Genomic DNA, 16,402 nt, shown 5'->3' with positions numbered 1-16,402 from the left:
AGAAATGGCAAGAGACTTAAAATATACAAGAAACATAGGTATTGCTGCTCATATTGATGCTGGTAAAACAACAACAACAGAGCGTATTCTTTTTTACACAGGTGTATCTCATAAAATTGGAGAAGTTCATGATGGAGCTTCTACAATGGACTGGATGGAGCAAGAAGCAGAACGTGGTATTACAATTACGTCTGCCGCAACAACTTGTGATTGGACATTTCCTAAAGAAAATGGAGAGCCAACAGCTGAGGCAGTAGACTATCACTTTAATATTATTGATACTCCTGGCCACGTAGATTTTACTGTAGAGGTAAATCGTTCATTACGTGTGCTAGATGGTTTAGTATTCTTATTTAGTGCTGTTGATGGTGTAGAACCACAATCTGAAACAAACTGGAGATTAGCCGATAATTATAAAGTTCCTAGAATTGGTTTCGTTAACAAAATGGACCGTCAAGGATCAGACTTTTTAGAAGTGTGTCAGCAAGTAAAGGATATGTTAAAATCTAACGCTGTGCCAATAGTTTTAAACATTGGTGAAGAAGAAGATTTTAGAGGTATCGTTGATTTAGTAAAAAACAGAGCTATTGTATGGCATGATGACAACTTCGGATCTACATTTGATGTTGTTGCTATTCCAGAAGAAATGAAAGAGGAAGTACGTAAACATCGTGCCTTCTTAATCGAAGAAGTAGCTAGTTATGATGAAAACTTACTAGAAAAATTCATGGAAGATGAAGATTCTATTACAGAAGAAGAAGTGCACGCTGCACTTAGAGCTGCTGTAATGGATATGGCAATCATTCCTATGATCTGTGGGTCGTCATTTAAAAATAAAGGTGTACAATTTTTATTAGATGCTGTTTGTCGTTACTTACCTTCTCCTATGGATAGAGAAAGTGTAATAGGAGTTAACCCAAACACAGATAAAGAAGAAAGACGTAGACCAGATATTAAAGAGCCTTTTGCTGCTTTAGCGTTTAAAATTGCTACCGATCCTTTCGTAGGACGTTTAGCATTCTTTCGTGCGTATTCAGGTCGTTTAGATGCTGGTTCGTACATCTTGAATAACCGTTCAGGTAAAAAAGAGCGTATTTCTCGTATCTACCAAATGCACGCCAACAAACAAATTGCTATTGATTATATCGAGGCAGGAGATATTGGAGCGGCAGTAGGGTTTAAAGATATTAAAACGGGTGATACGATGTCTGATGAGAAACATCCTATTGTTTTAGAGTCTATGGACTTTCCAGATCCAGTAATTGGTATCGCGGTAGAGCCAAAAACTAAAGCAGATGTTGATAAATTAGGTATGGCGTTATCTAAATTAGCTGAAGAAGATCCTACGTTTACAGCACGAACTGATGAAAATTCAGGTCAGACAATTATATCAGGAATGGGTGAGCTTCACTTAGATATCATTGTAGACCGTTTACGTCGTGAGTTTAAAGTGGAAGTAAACCAAGGTCAGCCACAGGTTGAATACAAAGAAGCTATTACACAAGTTGCGGAACACAGAGAAGTTTACAAAAAACAATCTGGTGGTCGTGGTAAGTTTGCCGATATTGTATTTACTATTGGACCAGCAGATGAAGGTGTTGTTGGATTACAGTTCTTGTCTACAATTAAAGGTGGTAACGTTCCTAAGGAATTTATCCCTTCTATTGAAAAAGGATTTAAAATGGCTATGGTTAATGGACCACTTGCAGGTTACGAAGTAGATTCAATGAAAGTAACTTTAAAGGATGGATCTTACCATGATGTCGATTCGGATCAATTATCATTCGAATTAGCAGCTAAATTAGGATTTAAAAATTCTGCAAAAGCAGCAAAAGCTGTTATACTGGAACCTATTATGAAACTTGAGGTAATTACTCCTGAAGAAAATATGGGTGACATAGTAGGAGATTTAAACCGTCGTCGTGGACAATTAAGTGATATGGGAGACAGAGCCGGAGCAAAAACTGTAAAAGCGACTGTACCTTTATCAGAAATGTTTGGTTATGTAACAACATTAAGAACATTGTCTTCAGGACGTGCAACATCAACAATGGAGTTTTCACATTACGCTGAAACCCCTTCAAATATATCAGAAGAAGTAATCAAAGCTGCTAAAGGCACTGAATCGTAAATCTTAAGGAAATGAGTCAAAAAATAAGAATAAAATTAAAATCTTACGATTATAATTTAGTAGACAAGTCTGCTGAGAAGATTGTAAAGACAGTAAAAAGTACAGGAGCTGTAGTGACAGGGCCAATCCCGTTACCAACTCATAAGAAAATTTTTACTGTATTACGTTCACCACACGTAAATAAGAAATCAAGAGAACAATTTCAATTAAGCTCTTACAAGAGATTATTAGATATTTACTCTTCATCTTCTAAAACAATTGACGCTTTAATGAAACTTGAATTACCAAGTGGCGTAGAAGTTGAGATTAAAGTTTAAGTAAAATAGTCCGCAGGTAACACTTAAGACGCTTATTTAAAATAACCTAAATTTATTTAGGGTATCTAAGAAGAGATTTCTATTTTTGCAGAAATCTACATGTCCTTAACGACTGGTTAAGGAAAAACGGTAAAAATACAATTCAAGGCTGAAAATGTATTTTCGGCCTTGTATTTTAATAAGGGTTAAGTCGCGACTTAATCACAGAAAAAATAAAATGGACAAATCGCGAGTTGTCTATAATATAATAAACAATAATTATGTCTGGGTTAATTGGAAAAAAAATCGGTATGACCAGCATCTTCGACGAGAATGGAAAGAATATTCCATGTACAGTAATCGAAGCTGGACCATGTATCGTTACCCAAGTCAGAACTGAAGAAGTTGATGGCTATGGAGCTGTTCAACTTGGTTTCGATGACGCGACAGAAAAAAGTGCTACTAAAGCAGACCTAGGTCACGCTAAAAAGGCAGGAACTTCTGTAAAACGCAAAATCGTAGAATTTCAAGGTTTTGATAAGGAGTACAATTTAGGTGATGCAATCACTGTAGAGCATTTCACAGAAGGTGAATTTGTAGATGTTTCAGGAACATCAAAAGGTAAAGGATTTCAAGGGGTTGTAAAACGTCATGGTTTCGGTGGTGTAGGTCAAGCTACTCACGGTCAACATAACCGCTTAAGAGCACCTGGATCAATTGGAGCTGCATCTTATCCAGCACGTGTATTCAAAGGAATGCGTATGGCAGGAAGAATGGGTGGAGACTCAGTAAAAATTCAAAATTTAAGAGTTTTAAAAGTAGTTGCTGAAAAGAACCTACTTGTTGTTAAAGGGTGTGTACCTGGACACAAAAACGCTTATGTAATTATTAGAAAGTAATGGAAATAGCAGTTTTAGATATAAACGGAAAAGAAACAGGTAGAAAGGCAAACCTTTCTAACAGTGTTTTTGCTATAGAGCCTAATAATCACGCTGTATATTTGGATGTTAAACAATATTTAGCAAACCAAAGACAAGGAACTCACAAATCGAAAGAAAGAGCTGAGATTTCTGGAAGTACACGTAAGATTAAGAAGCAAAAAGGAACAGGTACTGCAAGAGCAGGTAGTATTAAGTCTGGTGTGTTTAGAGGTGGTGGACGTATGTTCGGCCCAAGACCTAGAAGCTACACAATGAAACTTAATAAAACGTTGAAGCGTTTAGCACGTAGATCGGCATTGAGTATCAAAGCGGGTGAGAAGTCAATTATGGTATTAGAAGATTTTAATTTCGACGCACCAAAAACAAAAAACTTCACTAACGTATTAAAGGCTTTAGACTTACAGAATAAAAAATCTCTGTTTGTGTTGGGTGATTCAAATAATAATGTATATTTGTCTTCACGTAATTTAAAAGGTTCTGAAGTTATAACTAGTTCAGAATTAAGCACTTACAAGATTTTAAATGCAAGTAGAGTAATCCTTTTAGAAGGTGCTTTAGAAGGAATTGAAACGAATTTAAGTAAATAGAGAAACAATGAGTATCTTAATTAAACCTATAATCACAGAAAAAGCAACTGCAAACAGTGAGTTAAACAACTGCTTCAGTTTTTTCGTGAATACCAAGGCGAACAAGGTAGAAATTAAAAAAGCGGTGGAAGCTGCTTATGGCGTTTCTGTTGAAAAAGTTCGTACTATAAATGTCCGTCCAGATAGAAAAACTAAGTTTACAAAAACTGGTATTCAACATGGTAAAACAAATGCTCTTAAAAAAGCAATTGTACAACTGGCGGAAGGTGAGATAATTGATTTATACACTAACATGTAATTAAAAACAAATGTCAGTAAGAAAATTAAAACCAATCACACCAGGACAGCGATTTAGAGTAGTAAATGGATTTGACGCCATCACTACTGATAAGCCGGAGAAGAGTTTATTAGCTCCGAAAAAACGTTCAGGTGGAAGAAACAGTCAAGGTCGTATGACTATGCGCTACATAGGTGGTGGTCATAAGAAAAGGTACCGTATCATTGATTTCAAAAGAAACAAAGTAGGAGTTCCTGCTGAAGTGAAATCAATTCAATACGATCCTAACCGAACAGCGTTTATTGCGTTGTTAAATTACCAAGATGGTGAGAAAACTTATGTCATTGCTCAAAATGGCTTACAAGTTGGACAAACCGTGGTTGCAGGCGAAGGTAGTGCTCCAGAAATTGGAAACGCTATGCCTCTAGCGACTATTCCCTTAGGAACTATTATATCTTGTGTTGAATTACGTCCAGGTCAAGGAGCTGTTATGGCTCGTAGCGCTGGATCATTTGCACAATTAATGGCAAGAGACGGTAAATTTGCATCTATTAAATTACCATCAGGTGAAACAAGATTAATCTTGGTTACGTGTATGGCGACAATAGGAGCAGTATCTAACTCAGATCATCAATTATTAGTTTCAGGAAAAGCTGGTAGAAGTAGATGGTTAGGTAGAAGACCGCGTACAAGACCAGTAGTAATGAACCCAGTCGATCATCCAATGGGTGGTGGTGAAGGTAAATCTTCTGGTGGACATCCACGTTCTAGAAATGGAATACCTGCTAAAGGTTATAGAACCCGTTCTAAAACAAAAGCGAGTAATAAATATATTGTAGAACGTAGAAAGAAATAAGATATGTCAAGATCACTAAAAAAAGGACCTTACGTTCATTATAAGCTAGAGAGAAAAGTTGCTGCTAACGTAGAAGTTAACAAAAAGACAGTAATTAAAACATGGTCTAGAGCCAGTATGATTACTCCAGATTTTGTTGGACAAACAATAGCAGTGCATAACGGTCGCCAATTCGTACCTGTTTACGTAACAGAGAATATGGTAGGTCACAAGTTAGGAGAATTTTCACCAACAAGATCTTTTAGAGGTCACTCTGGTGCTAAAAATAAAGGTAAAAAGTAGTAAGCTATGGGAAGTCGTAAAAAACAAATGGCAGACGCTATCAAGGAAGGTAAAAAGCAAATCGCTTTTGCAAAACTTAATAACTGTCCTACATCACCGAGAAAAATGCGTTTAGTAGCCGATTTAGTAAGAGGTGAACGCGTAGAAAAAGCACTTAACATTTTAAAGTTTAGTTCTAAAGAAGCATCAAATCGTTTAGAAACGTTGTTAGTATCAGCTATCGCTAACTGGCAAACAAAAAACGAAGACGAAAGCATCGAAGAAGCAGAACTTTTTGTTAAGGAGATTACAGTGGATGGCGGATCAATGTTAAAAAGATTGCGTCCAGCGCCACAAGGTCGTGCACACAGAATTAGAAAACGTTCTAACCACGTAACAATTGTGGTAGGAGCTAAAAACAATACACAAAGCTAAGATAGATATGGGACAAAAGACAAATCCAATCGGGAATCGCTTAGGAATTATCAGAGGATGGGAATCTAACTGGTATGGGGGAAACGATTATGGTGATAAACTTGCCGAAGACGATAAGATCAGAAAATACGTTCACGCGCGTTTATCTAAAGCTAGTGTAAGTAGAGTAATTATCGAAAGAACTTTAAAACTTGTAACCGTTACTATCACAACGGCTCGTCCAGGTATCATTATTGGTAAAGGCGGTCAAGAGGTAGACAAGTTAAAAGAAGAACTTAAGAAAATTACTGGTAAAGAAGTTCAGATTAATATTTTTGAAATAAAAAGACCTGAGCTTGACGCATTCTTAGTAGCCTCAAGTGTTGCCCGTCAAATTGAGAACAGAATCTCTTACAGACGTGCAATTAAAATGGCTATCGCGGCAACAATGCGTATGAACGCTGAAGGAATTAAGATCCAAATTAGTGGTCGTTTAAATGGCGCTGAAATGGCGCGTTCTGAACACTACAAAGAAGGACGTATTCCTTTATCAACTTTTAGAGCCGATATTGACTATGCACTTGTTGAGGCACATACTACTTATGGTAGATTAGGTGTTAAAGTGTGGATCATGAAAGGTGAAGTATATGGTAAAAGAGAACTTTCTCCTCTTGTTGGATTATCTAAGAAGCAAGGAAAAGGTGGGCGTGCAAGTGGAAATAATAAAAACCAATCTCGTCGTAGAAAGTAATTTTTTAAAGAAAAGAAAAAATGTTACAGCCTAAAAGAACAAAATTTCGTAAAATGCAAAAAGGCCGTATGAAGGGGAACTCGGGAAGAGGAACCCAACTTTCAAACGGTACCTTTGGAATAAAATCACTAGATTCGAACTTTTTAACTTCGCGTCAAATAGAAGCAGCTCGTATTGCAGCTACTCGTCACATGAAAAGAGAGGGGCAACTTTGGATTAAGATATTTCCAGACAAGCCTATTACAAAGAAACCTCTAGAAGTACGTATGGGTAAAGGTAAAGGAGCCGTAGAATATTGGGCAGCAGTAGTTAAACCAGGTAGAATACTTTTCGAAGTAGGAGGAGTGTCGTTAGAAGTTGCTAAAGAAGCGCTTCGATTGGCAGCCCAAAAATTACCTGTAAAAACTAAGTTTTTAACCGCTAGAGATTACGAAGCATAATTTATTTGATGTTATGAAACAATCAGAAATTAAAGAATTATCTGTAGCTGAGTTACAAGAGAAACTTAGCGAAACAAAAAAGAGTTATTCAGACCTTAAAATGGCACATGCAATATCTCCTTTAGAGAACCCAATTCAATTACGCTCTGTAAGACGTGATGTAGCGAAATTGGCAACAGAAATAACTAAAAGAGAATTACAATAATTCTGCTTAATGATGGAAAAAAGAAACTTAAGAAAAGAACGTATAGGAGTAGTTACTAGTAACAAAATGCAAAAATCAATTGTAGTTGCTGAAGTGAAAAAAGTAAAACATCCTATGTACGGTAAATTCGTGTTAAAGACAAAGAAATATGTTGCGCACGATGAAACAAACGACTGTAACATTGGAGATACAGTAAAGATCATGGAAACACGACCTTTAAGTAAATCTAAATGTTGGAGATTAGTTGAAATAATTGAAAGAGCGAAGTAATTATGGTACAACAAGAATCAAGACTAAAAGTAGCAGATAACACTGGGGCAAAAGAAGTATTAACTATACGTGTTCTAGGTGGTACTAAAAGAAGATATGCTTCTGTAGGAGACAAAATTGTTGTTACAGTTAAAGAATCGACTCCTAATGGAAACATTAAAAAAGGAGCCGTTTCAACAGCAGTAGTTGTTCGTACTAGAAAAGAAGTGAGACGTCCAGACGGATCTTATATAAGATTTGATGATAACGCTTGTGTCCTTTTAAACCCTACAGGGGAAATGAGAGGAACGCGTGTTTTTGGACCGGTTGCTAGAGAACTTCGTGATAAACAATTCATGAAAATTGTATCATTAGCACCAGAAGTGCTTTAATTGATAAATCAGATGACAAAGCTTAAAATAAAATCAGGGGATACTGTAAAAGTAATAGCTGGAGATCACAAAGGATCTGAAGGTGTTGTACAAAAAGTATTGACAGATAACAACAAAGCGATCGTAGAGGGTATTAATATGGTTAAAAAACATACTAAACCTAGCGCGCAAAATCCTCAAGGAGGAATCGTGGAAAAAGAAGCTCCAATTCAAATCTCTAACCTATCACTGTTAACTTCGAAAGGAGAAGCGACACGTGTAGGTTACAGAGTAGAAGGAGATAAGAAAGTAAGATTTTCTAAAAAATCTAATGAAGTAATATAGTTATGGCATATACACCTAGACTCAAAGAAGAGTATAAAAGCAAAATAATTGCAACTCTTACAGAAGAATTTGGTTATAGTAATGTAATGCAAGTACCAAAACTAACTAAGATAGTTTTATCTAAAGGTGTTGGTGCTGCAGTAGCAGACAAAAAGTTAGTGGATCACGCAGTGGAGGAACTAACGTCTATAACAGGACAAAGAGCTATTTCAACGTTGTCTAAAAAGGATGTTGCAACATTTAAATTACGTAAAGGAATGCCAATTGGCGCTAAAGTAACTTTACGTGGTGAAAAAATGTACGACTTTTTAGACCGTTTAATTACTTCAGCCTTGCCTCGTGTAAGAGATTTTAATGGAATTAAAGCAACTGGATTCGACGGTAGAGGTAACTACAATTTAGGAGTTACTGAGCAAATTATTTTTCCAGAGATAAATATTGACAAAGTTAATAAAATCTCAGGAATGGATATTACATTTGTAACAACAGCCGATACGGATAAAGAAGCAAAATCATTATTAACTGAATTAGGGTTACCTTTTCAAAAAAACTAAGTTATGGCTAAAGAATCAATGAAAGCCCGCGAGGTGAAAAGAGCTAAAACAGTAGCTAAATATGCAGAGAAACGTAAAGCTTTGAAAGAAGCTGGAGATTACGAAGCATTACAAAAGTTGCCAAAAAACGCCTCACCTGTACGTCTACACAATAGATGCAAATTAACGGGTAGACCAAGAGGTTATATGCGTACATTTGGTCTTTCTCGTGTAATGTTTAGAGAAATGGCGAACCAAGGATTAATACCAGGAGTTAGAAAAGCAAGCTGGTAGAATTATAAATTGGACTAAGGTTTAAGAAGCAAACTTAAAAACCAAGTCCGCAAATAAATACACATGTATACAGATCCAATTGCAGATTACCTTACTAGAGTTAGAAACGCTGTGCGTGCTAACCATAGAGTAGTTGAAATACCTGCATCAAATTTAAAAAAGGACATTACTAAGATATTATTCGATCAAGGATATATTTTAAGTTATAAGTTCGATGATTCAAAAGTACAAGGAACTATTAAAATAGCTCTTAAGTATAATAAGGATACTAAAGAACCTGTAATTAGAAAGATCCAAAGAATAAGTAAACCTGGTTTACGTAAATATTCTAGTTCAAGCGACTTACCACGTATTCTTAACGGTCTTGGTATTGCCATAGTTTCAACATCTCACGGTGTTATGACAGGTAAACAAGCAGAAAGAGAAAATGTTGGTGGTGAAGTTTTATGTTACGTTTACTAATCTAAAAAAGGAGAAGAAATGTCAAGAATAGGAAATAATCCAGTAGTAATTCCAGAAGGGGTTACTGTAGAAGTAAAAGATAACGTAATCACAGTAACAGGAAAATTGGGAGAATTAACTCAAAATTTCAATGCTGTAGATTTAAAGGTTGAAGAAGGAAAAGTTATAGTTACACGTACATCTGATATTAAAGATCACAAAGCCAAACATGGTTTATTCAGAGCTTTAGTAAATAATATGATAGAAGGAGTTTCTAAAGGTTGGACTAAAGAACTAGAACTAGTAGGTGTTGGTTACAGAGCAAGTAACCAAGGACAAAAACTAGAAATGGCTTTAGGGTTTTCTCACAACATTGTTTTGAGTATAGCACCAGAAGTATCAGTTGAAACAGTTTCAAATAAAGGTAAAAATCCAATTATCAAATTAACTTCTCATGATAAGCAATTGGTAGGGCAAATCGCAGCGAAGATTCGCGGCTTTAGACCACCAGAGCCTTACAAAGGAAAAGGAATTAAATTTGTAGGTGAAGAGTTAAGAAGAAAAGCAGGTAAATCAGCTTAATAATTAAGTTATGGCGTTAACAAAAAACGAAAGAAGAATAAGAATTAAAAACAGAATTCGTAAAATTGTCTCTGGTACTGAATCAAAGCCAAGATTATCTGTTTTTAGAAGTAATAAAGAAATTTATGCTCAATTGGTCGATGACGTAACTGGTAAAACTATCAGCGCGGCATCTTCAAGAGATAAAGACATTAGTGCTGCAACAGGAGGCAAAGCTGATATCGCTACTTTGGTAGGTAAATCGGTTGCTGAAAAAGCTTTGAAGGCAGGTGTAGAAACAATCGCTTTTGATAGAGGCGGTTATTTATATCACGGTAGAGTAAAATCATTAGCTGAAGGAGCTAGAGAAGCAGGACTTAAATTCTAAGAAATTATGTATCATAAATACAAAAGTGCAGAGTTAGTAAAACCAAGTGGATTAGATCTTAAAGATCGTTTAATTGGTGTACAAAGGGTAACAAAGGTAACTAAAGGGGGTAGAGCTTTCGGTTTCTCGGCAATTGTTGTTGTAGGAGACGAAGCAGGAGTAGTAGGTCACGGTTTAGGTAAATCTAAAGATGTAGCTAGTGCAATTGCTAAAGGCATCGAAGACGCTAAGAAAAACTTAGTACGTATTCCTTTAGTGAAAGGAACATTACCACACGAACAAAAAGGTAAGTTTGGTGGAGCGAGAGTAAACATTATTCCTGCAGCGCCTGGTACAGGGGTTATCGCTGGTGGAGCTGTAAGAACAGTTCTTGAGGCAGTAGGAGTACATGATGTTTTATCTAAATCACAAGGTTCATCAAACCCACATAACGTAGTAAAAGCAACTTTTGATGCTTTACTACAGTTAAGAGATGCGAAAACAATTGCTCGTGAAAGAGGGATTTCTTTAGAAAAAGTTTTTAACAGTTAATATTTAAAGCAATGGCAAAAATAAAAGTAACAAAAGTTAAAAGCGCAATCAATCGTACTAAAACTCAGAAGCAAACTTTAGTAGCTTTAGGTCTTAAAAAGATTGGGCAAACTGTAGAGCACGATAACACTTCTAGTATACTAGGAATGGTAAGAAAAGTAAATCACTTAGTTTCTGTTGAGGAAGCTTAAAAAACAATACTGAAAAATGGATTTAAGTAATTTAAAACCTGCAGAAGGTTCAGTTAAAACTCAAGGTAAAAGAATAGGTAGAGGACAAGGTTCTGGTAAAGGTGGTACTGCAACACGTGGTCACAAAGGAGCTAAATCTCGTTCTGGTTATTCTAAGAAAGTTGGATTTGAAGGAGGGCAAATGCCACTTCAAAGACGTGTACCTAAGTTTGGCTTTACAAATATCAACAGAGTAGACTATCAAGGTGTTAACTTAGATACTTTACAGAAATTAGTTGATGAGAAAAAAATCGAAAGTACATTAGATTTTGGAACGCTAGTAGATTTAGGATTAGTTGGTAAAAACGAACTAGTTAAAATTTTAGGACGAGGCGAATTAAAATCAAAACTTAATGTAACAGCTCATAAATTTACTGCTTCAGCAAAAGCTGCAATTGAAGCTGCTGGTGGAGAAGCTGTAACTTTATAAGACCAATTTAGAGTATGAAATTTATAGAGACTTTAAAAAATGTTTGGAAAATTGAAGAACTAAGAAATAGAATCATAGTTACACTAGGTCTATTATTAGTTTACCGTTTTGGAGCCCAAATCGTTTTACCGGGAATCGATGCCGCACAGTTGGAAAACTTACAGAGCGGTACCGAAAATGGTATTATGGGGTTACTAAATGCGTTTACAGGGGGAGCTTTTGCTAATGCTTCTGTATTTGCATTAGGTATTATGCCTTATATATCCGCTTCAATTGTAGTACAGTTAATGGGAATAGCAATTCCTTATCTACAAAAACTACAAAAAGAAGGGGCTAGTGGTCAGAAAAAAATTACTCAAATTACACGATGGTTAACCATAGCAATTTGTTTAGTGCAAGCGCCAGGTTATTTAGCGAGTTTAAGTACTATGTTTGGTATCCCTGAATCGGCCTTCTTATTAGGTCAAGGAGGGGTGTTCTACTTCTCTTCTATAGTTATCTTAGTAACAGGGTGTGTATTCGCAATGTGGTTAGGAGAAAAAATTACAGATAAAGGAATTGGTAATGGTATTTCATTATTAATTATGGTAGGTATTATTGCAAATATGCCTAAGTCATTTTTACAAAATGCAGTATCTAGAATAGAGACTGGTAATAACGTAATGATGATTCTTTTTGAATTGGTAATTTGGATGGCTATTATTTTAGGATGTGTAATGTTAGTAATGGCTGTTAGAAAAATAGCTGTTCAATATGCAAGAAGATCTGCAACTGGAGGCTATGAGAAAAACGTGTTTGGTGGAGCAAGACAATTTATACCTTTAAAGCTGAATGCTTCAGGAGTTATGCCCATTATTTTTGCTCAAGCGATTATGTTTGTTCCAGGTTTAATTGGGAGTTCGTCTTTCTTAGAAGGGACTGCAACTGGACAATGGATGCAAGCTAATTTCTCAGACATATTTGGACTATGGTACAACATTTTATTTGCTTTCTTAATTATAGTTTTTACTTATTTTTATACGGCAATTACGGTACCAACAAATAAAATGGCAGACGATTTAAAAAGAAGTGGAGGTTTTATTCCAGGCATTCGTCCGGGTTCTGAAACATCTGAATATCTTGATAAAATTATGTCACAAATCACCTTACCAGGTTCTATATTCTTGGCACTAATAGCTGTGTTCCCGGCGTTTATAGTTAAGTTGTTAAACGTACAATCTGGATGGGCTCTATTTTTTGGTGGTACATCATTATTAATTTTGGTTGGAGTTGCAATTGACACTATGCAACAAGTAAATTCTTACTTGTTAAATAGACACTATGATGGCTTGATGAAAACTGGTAAAAATAGAAAAGCAGTAGCTTAAATATTATACTATGGCAAAACAAGCAGCAATAGAACAAGACGGAACAATTATAGAAGCATTATCTAATGCTATGTTTCGTGTTGAATTAGAAAATGGTCACATTGTGACTGCACATATATCCGGTAAAATGCGTATGCATTATATTAAATTATTACCAGGTGATAAAGTAAAATTAGAAATGAGCCCTTACGATTTAAGTAAGGCTCGCATAACTTATAGATACTAATTACGATGAAAGTAAGAGCATCAGTTAAAAAAAGAAGTGCAGATTGTAAAATCGTGCGTAGAAAAGGTAGACTTTACGTCATTAACAAAAAGAATCCTAGATTCAAACAAAGACAAGGGTAATTATGGCAAGAATTGCAGGTGTAGACATACCAAAACAGAAAAGAGGAGTGATTTCATTAACTTACATCTATGGTGTAGGGGGAAGTAGAGCTCAAGAGATTTTATCAACGGCTAATGTTGATGAGAACATCAAAGTACAAGATTGGACAGATGAGCAAATTGGAGCGATCCGTGAAGCTGTTGGAACTTTTACTATTGAAGGTGAATTACGTTCTGAAACTCAAATGAACATTAAGCGATTAATGGATATTGGATGTTACAGAGGTATACGTCATAGAGCGAGTCTTCCATTGAGAGGGCAACGTACTAAAAACAACTCTAGAACTAGAAAAGGTAGAAGAAAAACAGTTGCCAATAAGAAAAAAGCAACTAAATAATAAGTAGTATGGCAAAGACAAATACTAAAAGCATAAAAAAACGTAAAGTTATAATTGACGCGGTTGGGGAAGCTCACATTACTGCTTCTTTTAACAACATTATTGTGTCTTTAACAAATAAGAAAGGTGACGTTATATCATGGTCATCTGCTGGTAAAATGGGATTCAGAGGTTCTAAAAAGAACACACCTTACGCAGCTCAATTAGCTGCAGAAGATGCATCTGGAGTTGCTAAAGAAGCCGGACTTAAAAAAGTTAAAGTTTATGTAAAAGGACCAGGTAACGGTAGAGAATCTGCTATCCGTTCTATCCATAATGCAGGAATTGAAGTAACAGAAATTATTGATGTTACGCCTTTACCTCACAATGGATGTCGCCCTCCTAAACGTAGAAGAGTATAATTTATTCAGAAAAATGAATTAATATCAATTATAATTAATTTATAGTTGGTATTAATTTTTTATGTTTAAATTTGCAAATTATAAAAATAATCAAGTATTAATAAGAGAACAACGATTATCGAAGGATAAGATTAAGACCTTAATTCATAATCACTCTTTAAAAAACAATTAGAAATGGCAAGATATACTGGTCCTAAAACTAAAATAGCACGTAAATTTGGCGAAGCTATTTTTGGAGACGATAAAGCTTTCGAGAAAAGAAATTACCCTCCAGGTCAACACGGTAACGCAAGAAGACGTGGAAAAAAATCTGAATATGCAATCCAATTAATGGAAAAGCAAAAAGCTAAATATACTTACGGTATTTTAGAAAAACAATTCAGAAATATGTTTAAAAAAGCTACAGCATCTCCTGGAATTACAGGTGAAGTTTTATTACAATTATGTGAGTCTAGATTAGACAACGTTGTATTTAGAATGGGTGTTGCACCTACACGTAGCGCAGCAAGACAGTTAGTTTCTCACAGACACATTACTGTAAATGGTGAGTTAGTAAACGTACCATCTTACAACTTGAAAAGTGGAGATGTTGTTGCGGTTAGAGAAAAATCAAAATCACTTGACACTATAGATAGATCTTTATCTAGCTCAAGTAACGTATACGAGTGGATTACTTGGAATAACGACACGAAACAAGGAACTTACGTTTCTATTCCTGCTAGAATCCAAATCCCAGAAAACATCAATGAGCAATTCATAGTCGAATTATACTCTAAATAATAACTGATAGAAATCGCAAATATGGCAGTATTTAATTTTCAGAAGCCCGATAAAGTAATCATGATTGATTCTACCGACTTCGAAGGTAAATTTGAATTTAGACCTTTAGAACCAGGTTACGGATTAACAATAGGGAATGCTCTTAGAAGAGTTTTACTATCTTCTCTTGAAGGATTTGCAATTACATCAGTTAGAATCGAAGGTGCAGACCACGAATTCTCAACACTTGCTGGTGTAGTAGAAGATGTGACTGAAATGATTTTGAATTTAAAACAAGTACGTTTTAAAAGACAAATTGAAGATGTTGATAACGAATCTGTTTCAATTTCTATTTCAGGACAAGATCAAATAACAGCTGGTGACTTTCAGAAATTTATCTCAGGATTCCAAGTATTAAATACAGATTTAGTTATTTGTAACTTAGAATCTAAAGTTAATTTTAATATGGAACTTACTATCGAAAAAGGTAGAGGTTATGTTCCTGCAGAAGAAAATAAGAAAGCTTCAGCGCCAATTGGAACGATCTTTACAGATTCGATTTATACGCCTATAAAAAACGTAAAATACAGTATCGAGAACTACCGAGTAGAACAAAAGACAGATTACGAAAAACTAGTTTTCGAGATCCAATCAGACGGATCTATATCGCCTCAAGATGCTTTAACTGAAGCAGCCAAAACGTTAATTCACCACTTTATGTTATTCTCAGATGAGAGAATAACATTAGAAGCTGATGAAATAGCGCAAACTGAAACTTACGATGAAGAATCGCTTCATATGAGACAGTTGCTTAAAACAAAATTAGTTGATATGGATTTATCTGTACGTGCACTAAACTGTTTAAAAGCTGCGGAAGTAGATACTTTAGGAGACTTAGTATCATTCAATAAAAATGATTTAATGAAGTTCCGTAACTTTGGTAAAAAATCATTAACAGAACTAGAAGAACTAGTAAATGTTAAAGGTTTAAACTTCGGAATGGACTTATCAAAATATAAACTAGATAAAGATTAAAACATCATATTTTGCTCCTCTATAACGAGTAGTAGCAAGATGGTGATTAAAACTAAATGTCATGAGACACGGAAAAAAAGTAAACCACTTAGGGAGACAAACAGCGCATAGAAAAGCAATGTTAGCAAATATGGCTTGTTCTTTAATACAACACAAACGTATTAATACTACTGTAGCTAAAGCTAAAGCTTTAAAGCAATTTGTTGAACCTATGATCACAAAATCTAAAGAAGATACAACACACAACAGACGTATTGTTTTTTCTAGATTAAGACAAAAAGAGGCCGTTACAGAATTATTTAGAGATGTAGCAGCTAAGGTAGGTGATCGTCCAGGTGGATACACACGTATTATTAAGTTAGGAAATCGTTTAGGAGATAACGCTGATATGGCAATGGTAGAATTAGTTGATTACAACGAAATCTATAATGCTGGTAAAGCTGAAAAGAAAACGACGCGTAGAAGTAGAAGAGGAGGTAAAACTCAACCAGCTGCAGATACGGCTTCTAAAGCTTCTAACGAAGAAGAAGAATAAAAATGTTAATAAGCATTTAAAATAAAAGGATAAACTATTTTAGTTTAT

30 protein-coding genes are annotated in these 16,402 nt (G+C 35.3%); all 30 read left to right on the top strand.

The window, feature by feature from the left end; all coding sequences use genetic code 11:
- Nucleotides 1-4: 4 nt before the first annotated feature.
- The 30 genes from fusA to rplQ all read left to right on the top strand — a co-directional run bounded on the left by fusA (nt 5) and on the right by rplQ (nt 16,354).
- A complete protein-coding gene (gene fusA / locus ES676_RS09035; RefSeq protein WP_148369998.1) occupies nt 5-2,131 on the top strand; it encodes an elongation factor G in 2,127 nt (708 codons plus the stop codon).
- 11 nt (nt 2,132-2,142) lie between these two features.
- Nucleotides 2,143-2,448 carry a 30S ribosomal protein S10 gene (rpsJ, locus tag ES676_RS09030; RefSeq protein WP_008992279.1) on the top strand — a complete coding sequence of 102 codons (306 nt, stop codon included), beginning with the start codon at nt 2,143-2,145 and terminating at the stop codon, nt 2,446-2,448.
- Between the two features lie 260 nt (nt 2,449-2,708).
- Nucleotides 2,709-3,326: a 50S ribosomal protein L3 gene (gene rplC / locus ES676_RS09025; protein WP_148369997.1), complete on the top strand. Its 618-nt coding sequence runs from the start codon at nt 2,709-2,711 to the stop codon at nt 3,324-3,326.
- On the top strand, nt 3,326-3,955 hold the full coding sequence (gene rplD, locus ES676_RS09020; protein ID WP_148369996.1) for a 50S ribosomal protein L4: 630 nt from the start codon (nt 3,326-3,328) through the stop codon (nt 3,953-3,955). Before rplC ends, rplD begins: the two co-directional genes overlap by 1 nt.
- A gap of 7 nt (nt 3,956-3,962) precedes the next feature.
- Nucleotides 3,963-4,253, top strand: a complete 291-nt coding sequence (gene rplW, locus ES676_RS09015) for a 50S ribosomal protein L23 (protein ID WP_092133874.1) — start codon at nt 3,963-3,965, stop codon at nt 4,251-4,253.
- A gap of 10 nt (nt 4,254-4,263) precedes the next feature.
- Nucleotides 4,264-5,088: a 50S ribosomal protein L2 gene (gene rplB, locus ES676_RS09010; RefSeq protein WP_148369995.1), complete on the top strand. Its 825-nt coding sequence runs from the start codon at nt 4,264-4,266 to the stop codon at nt 5,086-5,088.
- Nucleotides 5,089-5,091: 3 nt separating this feature from the next.
- A complete protein-coding gene (rpsS, locus tag ES676_RS09005) occupies nt 5,092-5,370 on the top strand; it encodes a 30S ribosomal protein S19 (RefSeq protein WP_148369994.1) in 279 nt (92 codons plus the stop codon).
- Nucleotides 5,371-5,376: 6 nt separating this feature from the next.
- Entirely contained in the window at nt 5,377-5,784 is a 408-nt protein-coding gene (gene rplV / locus ES676_RS09000) for a 50S ribosomal protein L22 (protein ID WP_148369993.1), read from the top strand.
- 7 nt (nt 5,785-5,791) lie between these two features.
- Nucleotides 5,792-6,514 (top strand): 30S ribosomal protein S3, encoded by a 723-nt coding sequence (rpsC, locus tag ES676_RS08995; protein ID WP_148369992.1) that lies wholly within the window; start codon nt 5,792-5,794, stop codon nt 6,512-6,514.
- 20 nt (nt 6,515-6,534) lie between these two features.
- Nucleotides 6,535-6,954, top strand: a complete 420-nt coding sequence (gene rplP, locus ES676_RS08990; protein WP_148369991.1) for a 50S ribosomal protein L16 — start codon at nt 6,535-6,537, stop codon at nt 6,952-6,954.
- Nucleotides 6,955-6,967: 13 nt separating this feature from the next.
- Nucleotides 6,968-7,159: a 50S ribosomal protein L29 gene (rpmC, locus tag ES676_RS08985; protein ID WP_148369990.1), complete on the top strand. Its 192-nt coding sequence runs from the start codon at nt 6,968-6,970 to the stop codon at nt 7,157-7,159.
- Between the two features lie 12 nt (nt 7,160-7,171).
- Entirely contained in the window at nt 7,172-7,429 is a 258-nt protein-coding gene (gene rpsQ / locus ES676_RS08980) for a 30S ribosomal protein S17 (protein WP_006988541.1), read from the top strand.
- A gap of 2 nt (nt 7,430-7,431) precedes the next feature.
- Nucleotides 7,432-7,800 carry a 50S ribosomal protein L14 gene (gene rplN / locus ES676_RS08975; RefSeq protein ID WP_148369989.1) on the top strand — a complete coding sequence of 123 codons (369 nt, stop codon included), beginning with the start codon at nt 7,432-7,434 and terminating at the stop codon, nt 7,798-7,800.
- Between the two features lie 12 nt (nt 7,801-7,812).
- Nucleotides 7,813-8,124, top strand: coding sequence for a 50S ribosomal protein L24 (gene rplX / locus ES676_RS08970; protein WP_148369988.1), 312 nt, complete (start codon nt 7,813-7,815; stop codon nt 8,122-8,124).
- 2 nt (nt 8,125-8,126) lie between these two features.
- Nucleotides 8,127-8,678 (top strand): 50S ribosomal protein L5, encoded by a 552-nt coding sequence (rplE, locus tag ES676_RS08965; RefSeq protein ID WP_148369987.1) that lies wholly within the window; start codon nt 8,127-8,129, stop codon nt 8,676-8,678.
- Between the two features lie 3 nt (nt 8,679-8,681).
- Complete coding sequence (gene rpsN, locus ES676_RS08960; RefSeq protein WP_148369986.1) at nt 8,682-8,951, top strand: 30S ribosomal protein S14; 270 nt, start codon at nt 8,682-8,684, stop codon at nt 8,949-8,951.
- Nucleotides 8,952-9,014: 63 nt separating this feature from the next.
- Nucleotides 9,015-9,413: a 30S ribosomal protein S8 gene (rpsH, locus tag ES676_RS08955; protein ID WP_148369985.1), complete on the top strand. Its 399-nt coding sequence runs from the start codon at nt 9,015-9,017 to the stop codon at nt 9,411-9,413.
- Nucleotides 9,414-9,431: 18 nt separating this feature from the next.
- The gene (gene rplF, locus ES676_RS08950; RefSeq protein WP_148369984.1) at nt 9,432-9,974 is read left to right on the top strand and encodes a 50S ribosomal protein L6; all 543 of its coding nucleotides are present in this window, start codon (nt 9,432-9,434) and stop codon (nt 9,972-9,974) included.
- Nucleotides 9,975-9,984: 10 nt separating this feature from the next.
- Nucleotides 9,985-10,341, top strand: coding sequence for a 50S ribosomal protein L18 (gene rplR, locus ES676_RS08945; RefSeq protein ID WP_148369983.1), 357 nt, complete (start codon nt 9,985-9,987; stop codon nt 10,339-10,341).
- Between the two features lie 6 nt (nt 10,342-10,347).
- Nucleotides 10,348-10,872, top strand: a complete 525-nt coding sequence (gene rpsE, locus ES676_RS08940; protein WP_148369982.1) for a 30S ribosomal protein S5 — start codon at nt 10,348-10,350, stop codon at nt 10,870-10,872.
- Nucleotides 10,873-10,883: 11 nt separating this feature from the next.
- Complete coding sequence (gene rpmD, locus ES676_RS08935; RefSeq protein WP_148369981.1) at nt 10,884-11,063, top strand: 50S ribosomal protein L30; 180 nt, start codon at nt 10,884-10,886, stop codon at nt 11,061-11,063.
- 16 nt (nt 11,064-11,079) lie between these two features.
- Nucleotides 11,080-11,532, top strand: a complete 453-nt coding sequence (gene rplO / locus ES676_RS08930; protein WP_148369980.1) for a 50S ribosomal protein L15 — start codon at nt 11,080-11,082, stop codon at nt 11,530-11,532.
- Nucleotides 11,533-11,546: 14 nt separating this feature from the next.
- Nucleotides 11,547-12,899 (top strand): preprotein translocase subunit SecY, encoded by a 1,353-nt coding sequence (secY, locus tag ES676_RS08925; protein ID WP_148369979.1) that lies wholly within the window; start codon nt 11,547-11,549, stop codon nt 12,897-12,899.
- Nucleotides 12,900-12,909: 10 nt separating this feature from the next.
- Complete coding sequence (infA, locus tag ES676_RS08920; protein ID WP_028289261.1) at nt 12,910-13,125, top strand: translation initiation factor IF-1; 216 nt, start codon at nt 12,910-12,912, stop codon at nt 13,123-13,125.
- 5 nt (nt 13,126-13,130) lie between these two features.
- Nucleotides 13,131-13,247 (top strand): type B 50S ribosomal protein L36, encoded by a 117-nt coding sequence (ykgO, locus tag ES676_RS08915; protein ID WP_013305171.1) that lies wholly within the window; start codon nt 13,131-13,133, stop codon nt 13,245-13,247.
- A 2-nt stretch (nt 13,248-13,249) separates the two neighbouring features.
- A complete protein-coding gene (gene rpsM / locus ES676_RS08910; RefSeq protein WP_148369978.1) occupies nt 13,250-13,624 on the top strand; it encodes a 30S ribosomal protein S13 in 375 nt (124 codons plus the stop codon).
- A gap of 8 nt (nt 13,625-13,632) precedes the next feature.
- Nucleotides 13,633-14,025 carry a 30S ribosomal protein S11 gene (rpsK, locus tag ES676_RS08905; RefSeq protein ID WP_148369977.1) on the top strand — a complete coding sequence of 131 codons (393 nt, stop codon included), beginning with the start codon at nt 13,633-13,635 and terminating at the stop codon, nt 14,023-14,025.
- A 174-nt stretch (nt 14,026-14,199) separates the two neighbouring features.
- Nucleotides 14,200-14,805 (top strand): 30S ribosomal protein S4, encoded by a 606-nt coding sequence (rpsD, locus tag ES676_RS08900; protein ID WP_148369976.1) that lies wholly within the window; start codon nt 14,200-14,202, stop codon nt 14,803-14,805.
- Nucleotides 14,806-14,826: 21 nt separating this feature from the next.
- Nucleotides 14,827-15,819 (top strand): DNA-directed RNA polymerase subunit alpha, encoded by a 993-nt coding sequence (locus tag ES676_RS08895; RefSeq protein WP_148369975.1) that lies wholly within the window; start codon nt 14,827-14,829, stop codon nt 15,817-15,819.
- 61 nt (nt 15,820-15,880) lie between these two features.
- On the top strand, nt 15,881-16,354 hold the full coding sequence (gene rplQ, locus ES676_RS08890; protein WP_148369974.1) for a 50S ribosomal protein L17: 474 nt from the start codon (nt 15,881-15,883) through the stop codon (nt 16,352-16,354).
- Nucleotides 16,355-16,402 lie beyond the last annotated feature (48 nt).

Origin of the sequence: Bizionia saleffrena (assembly GCF_008086175.1) — a bacterium.
Classification (GTDB): Bacteria; Bacteroidota; Bacteroidia; order Flavobacteriales; family Flavobacteriaceae; genus Bizionia; species Bizionia saleffrena.
The sequence above is the reverse complement of the archived record's forward strand: the minus strand, read 5'-3'. Positions and strand labels throughout refer to the sequence as shown.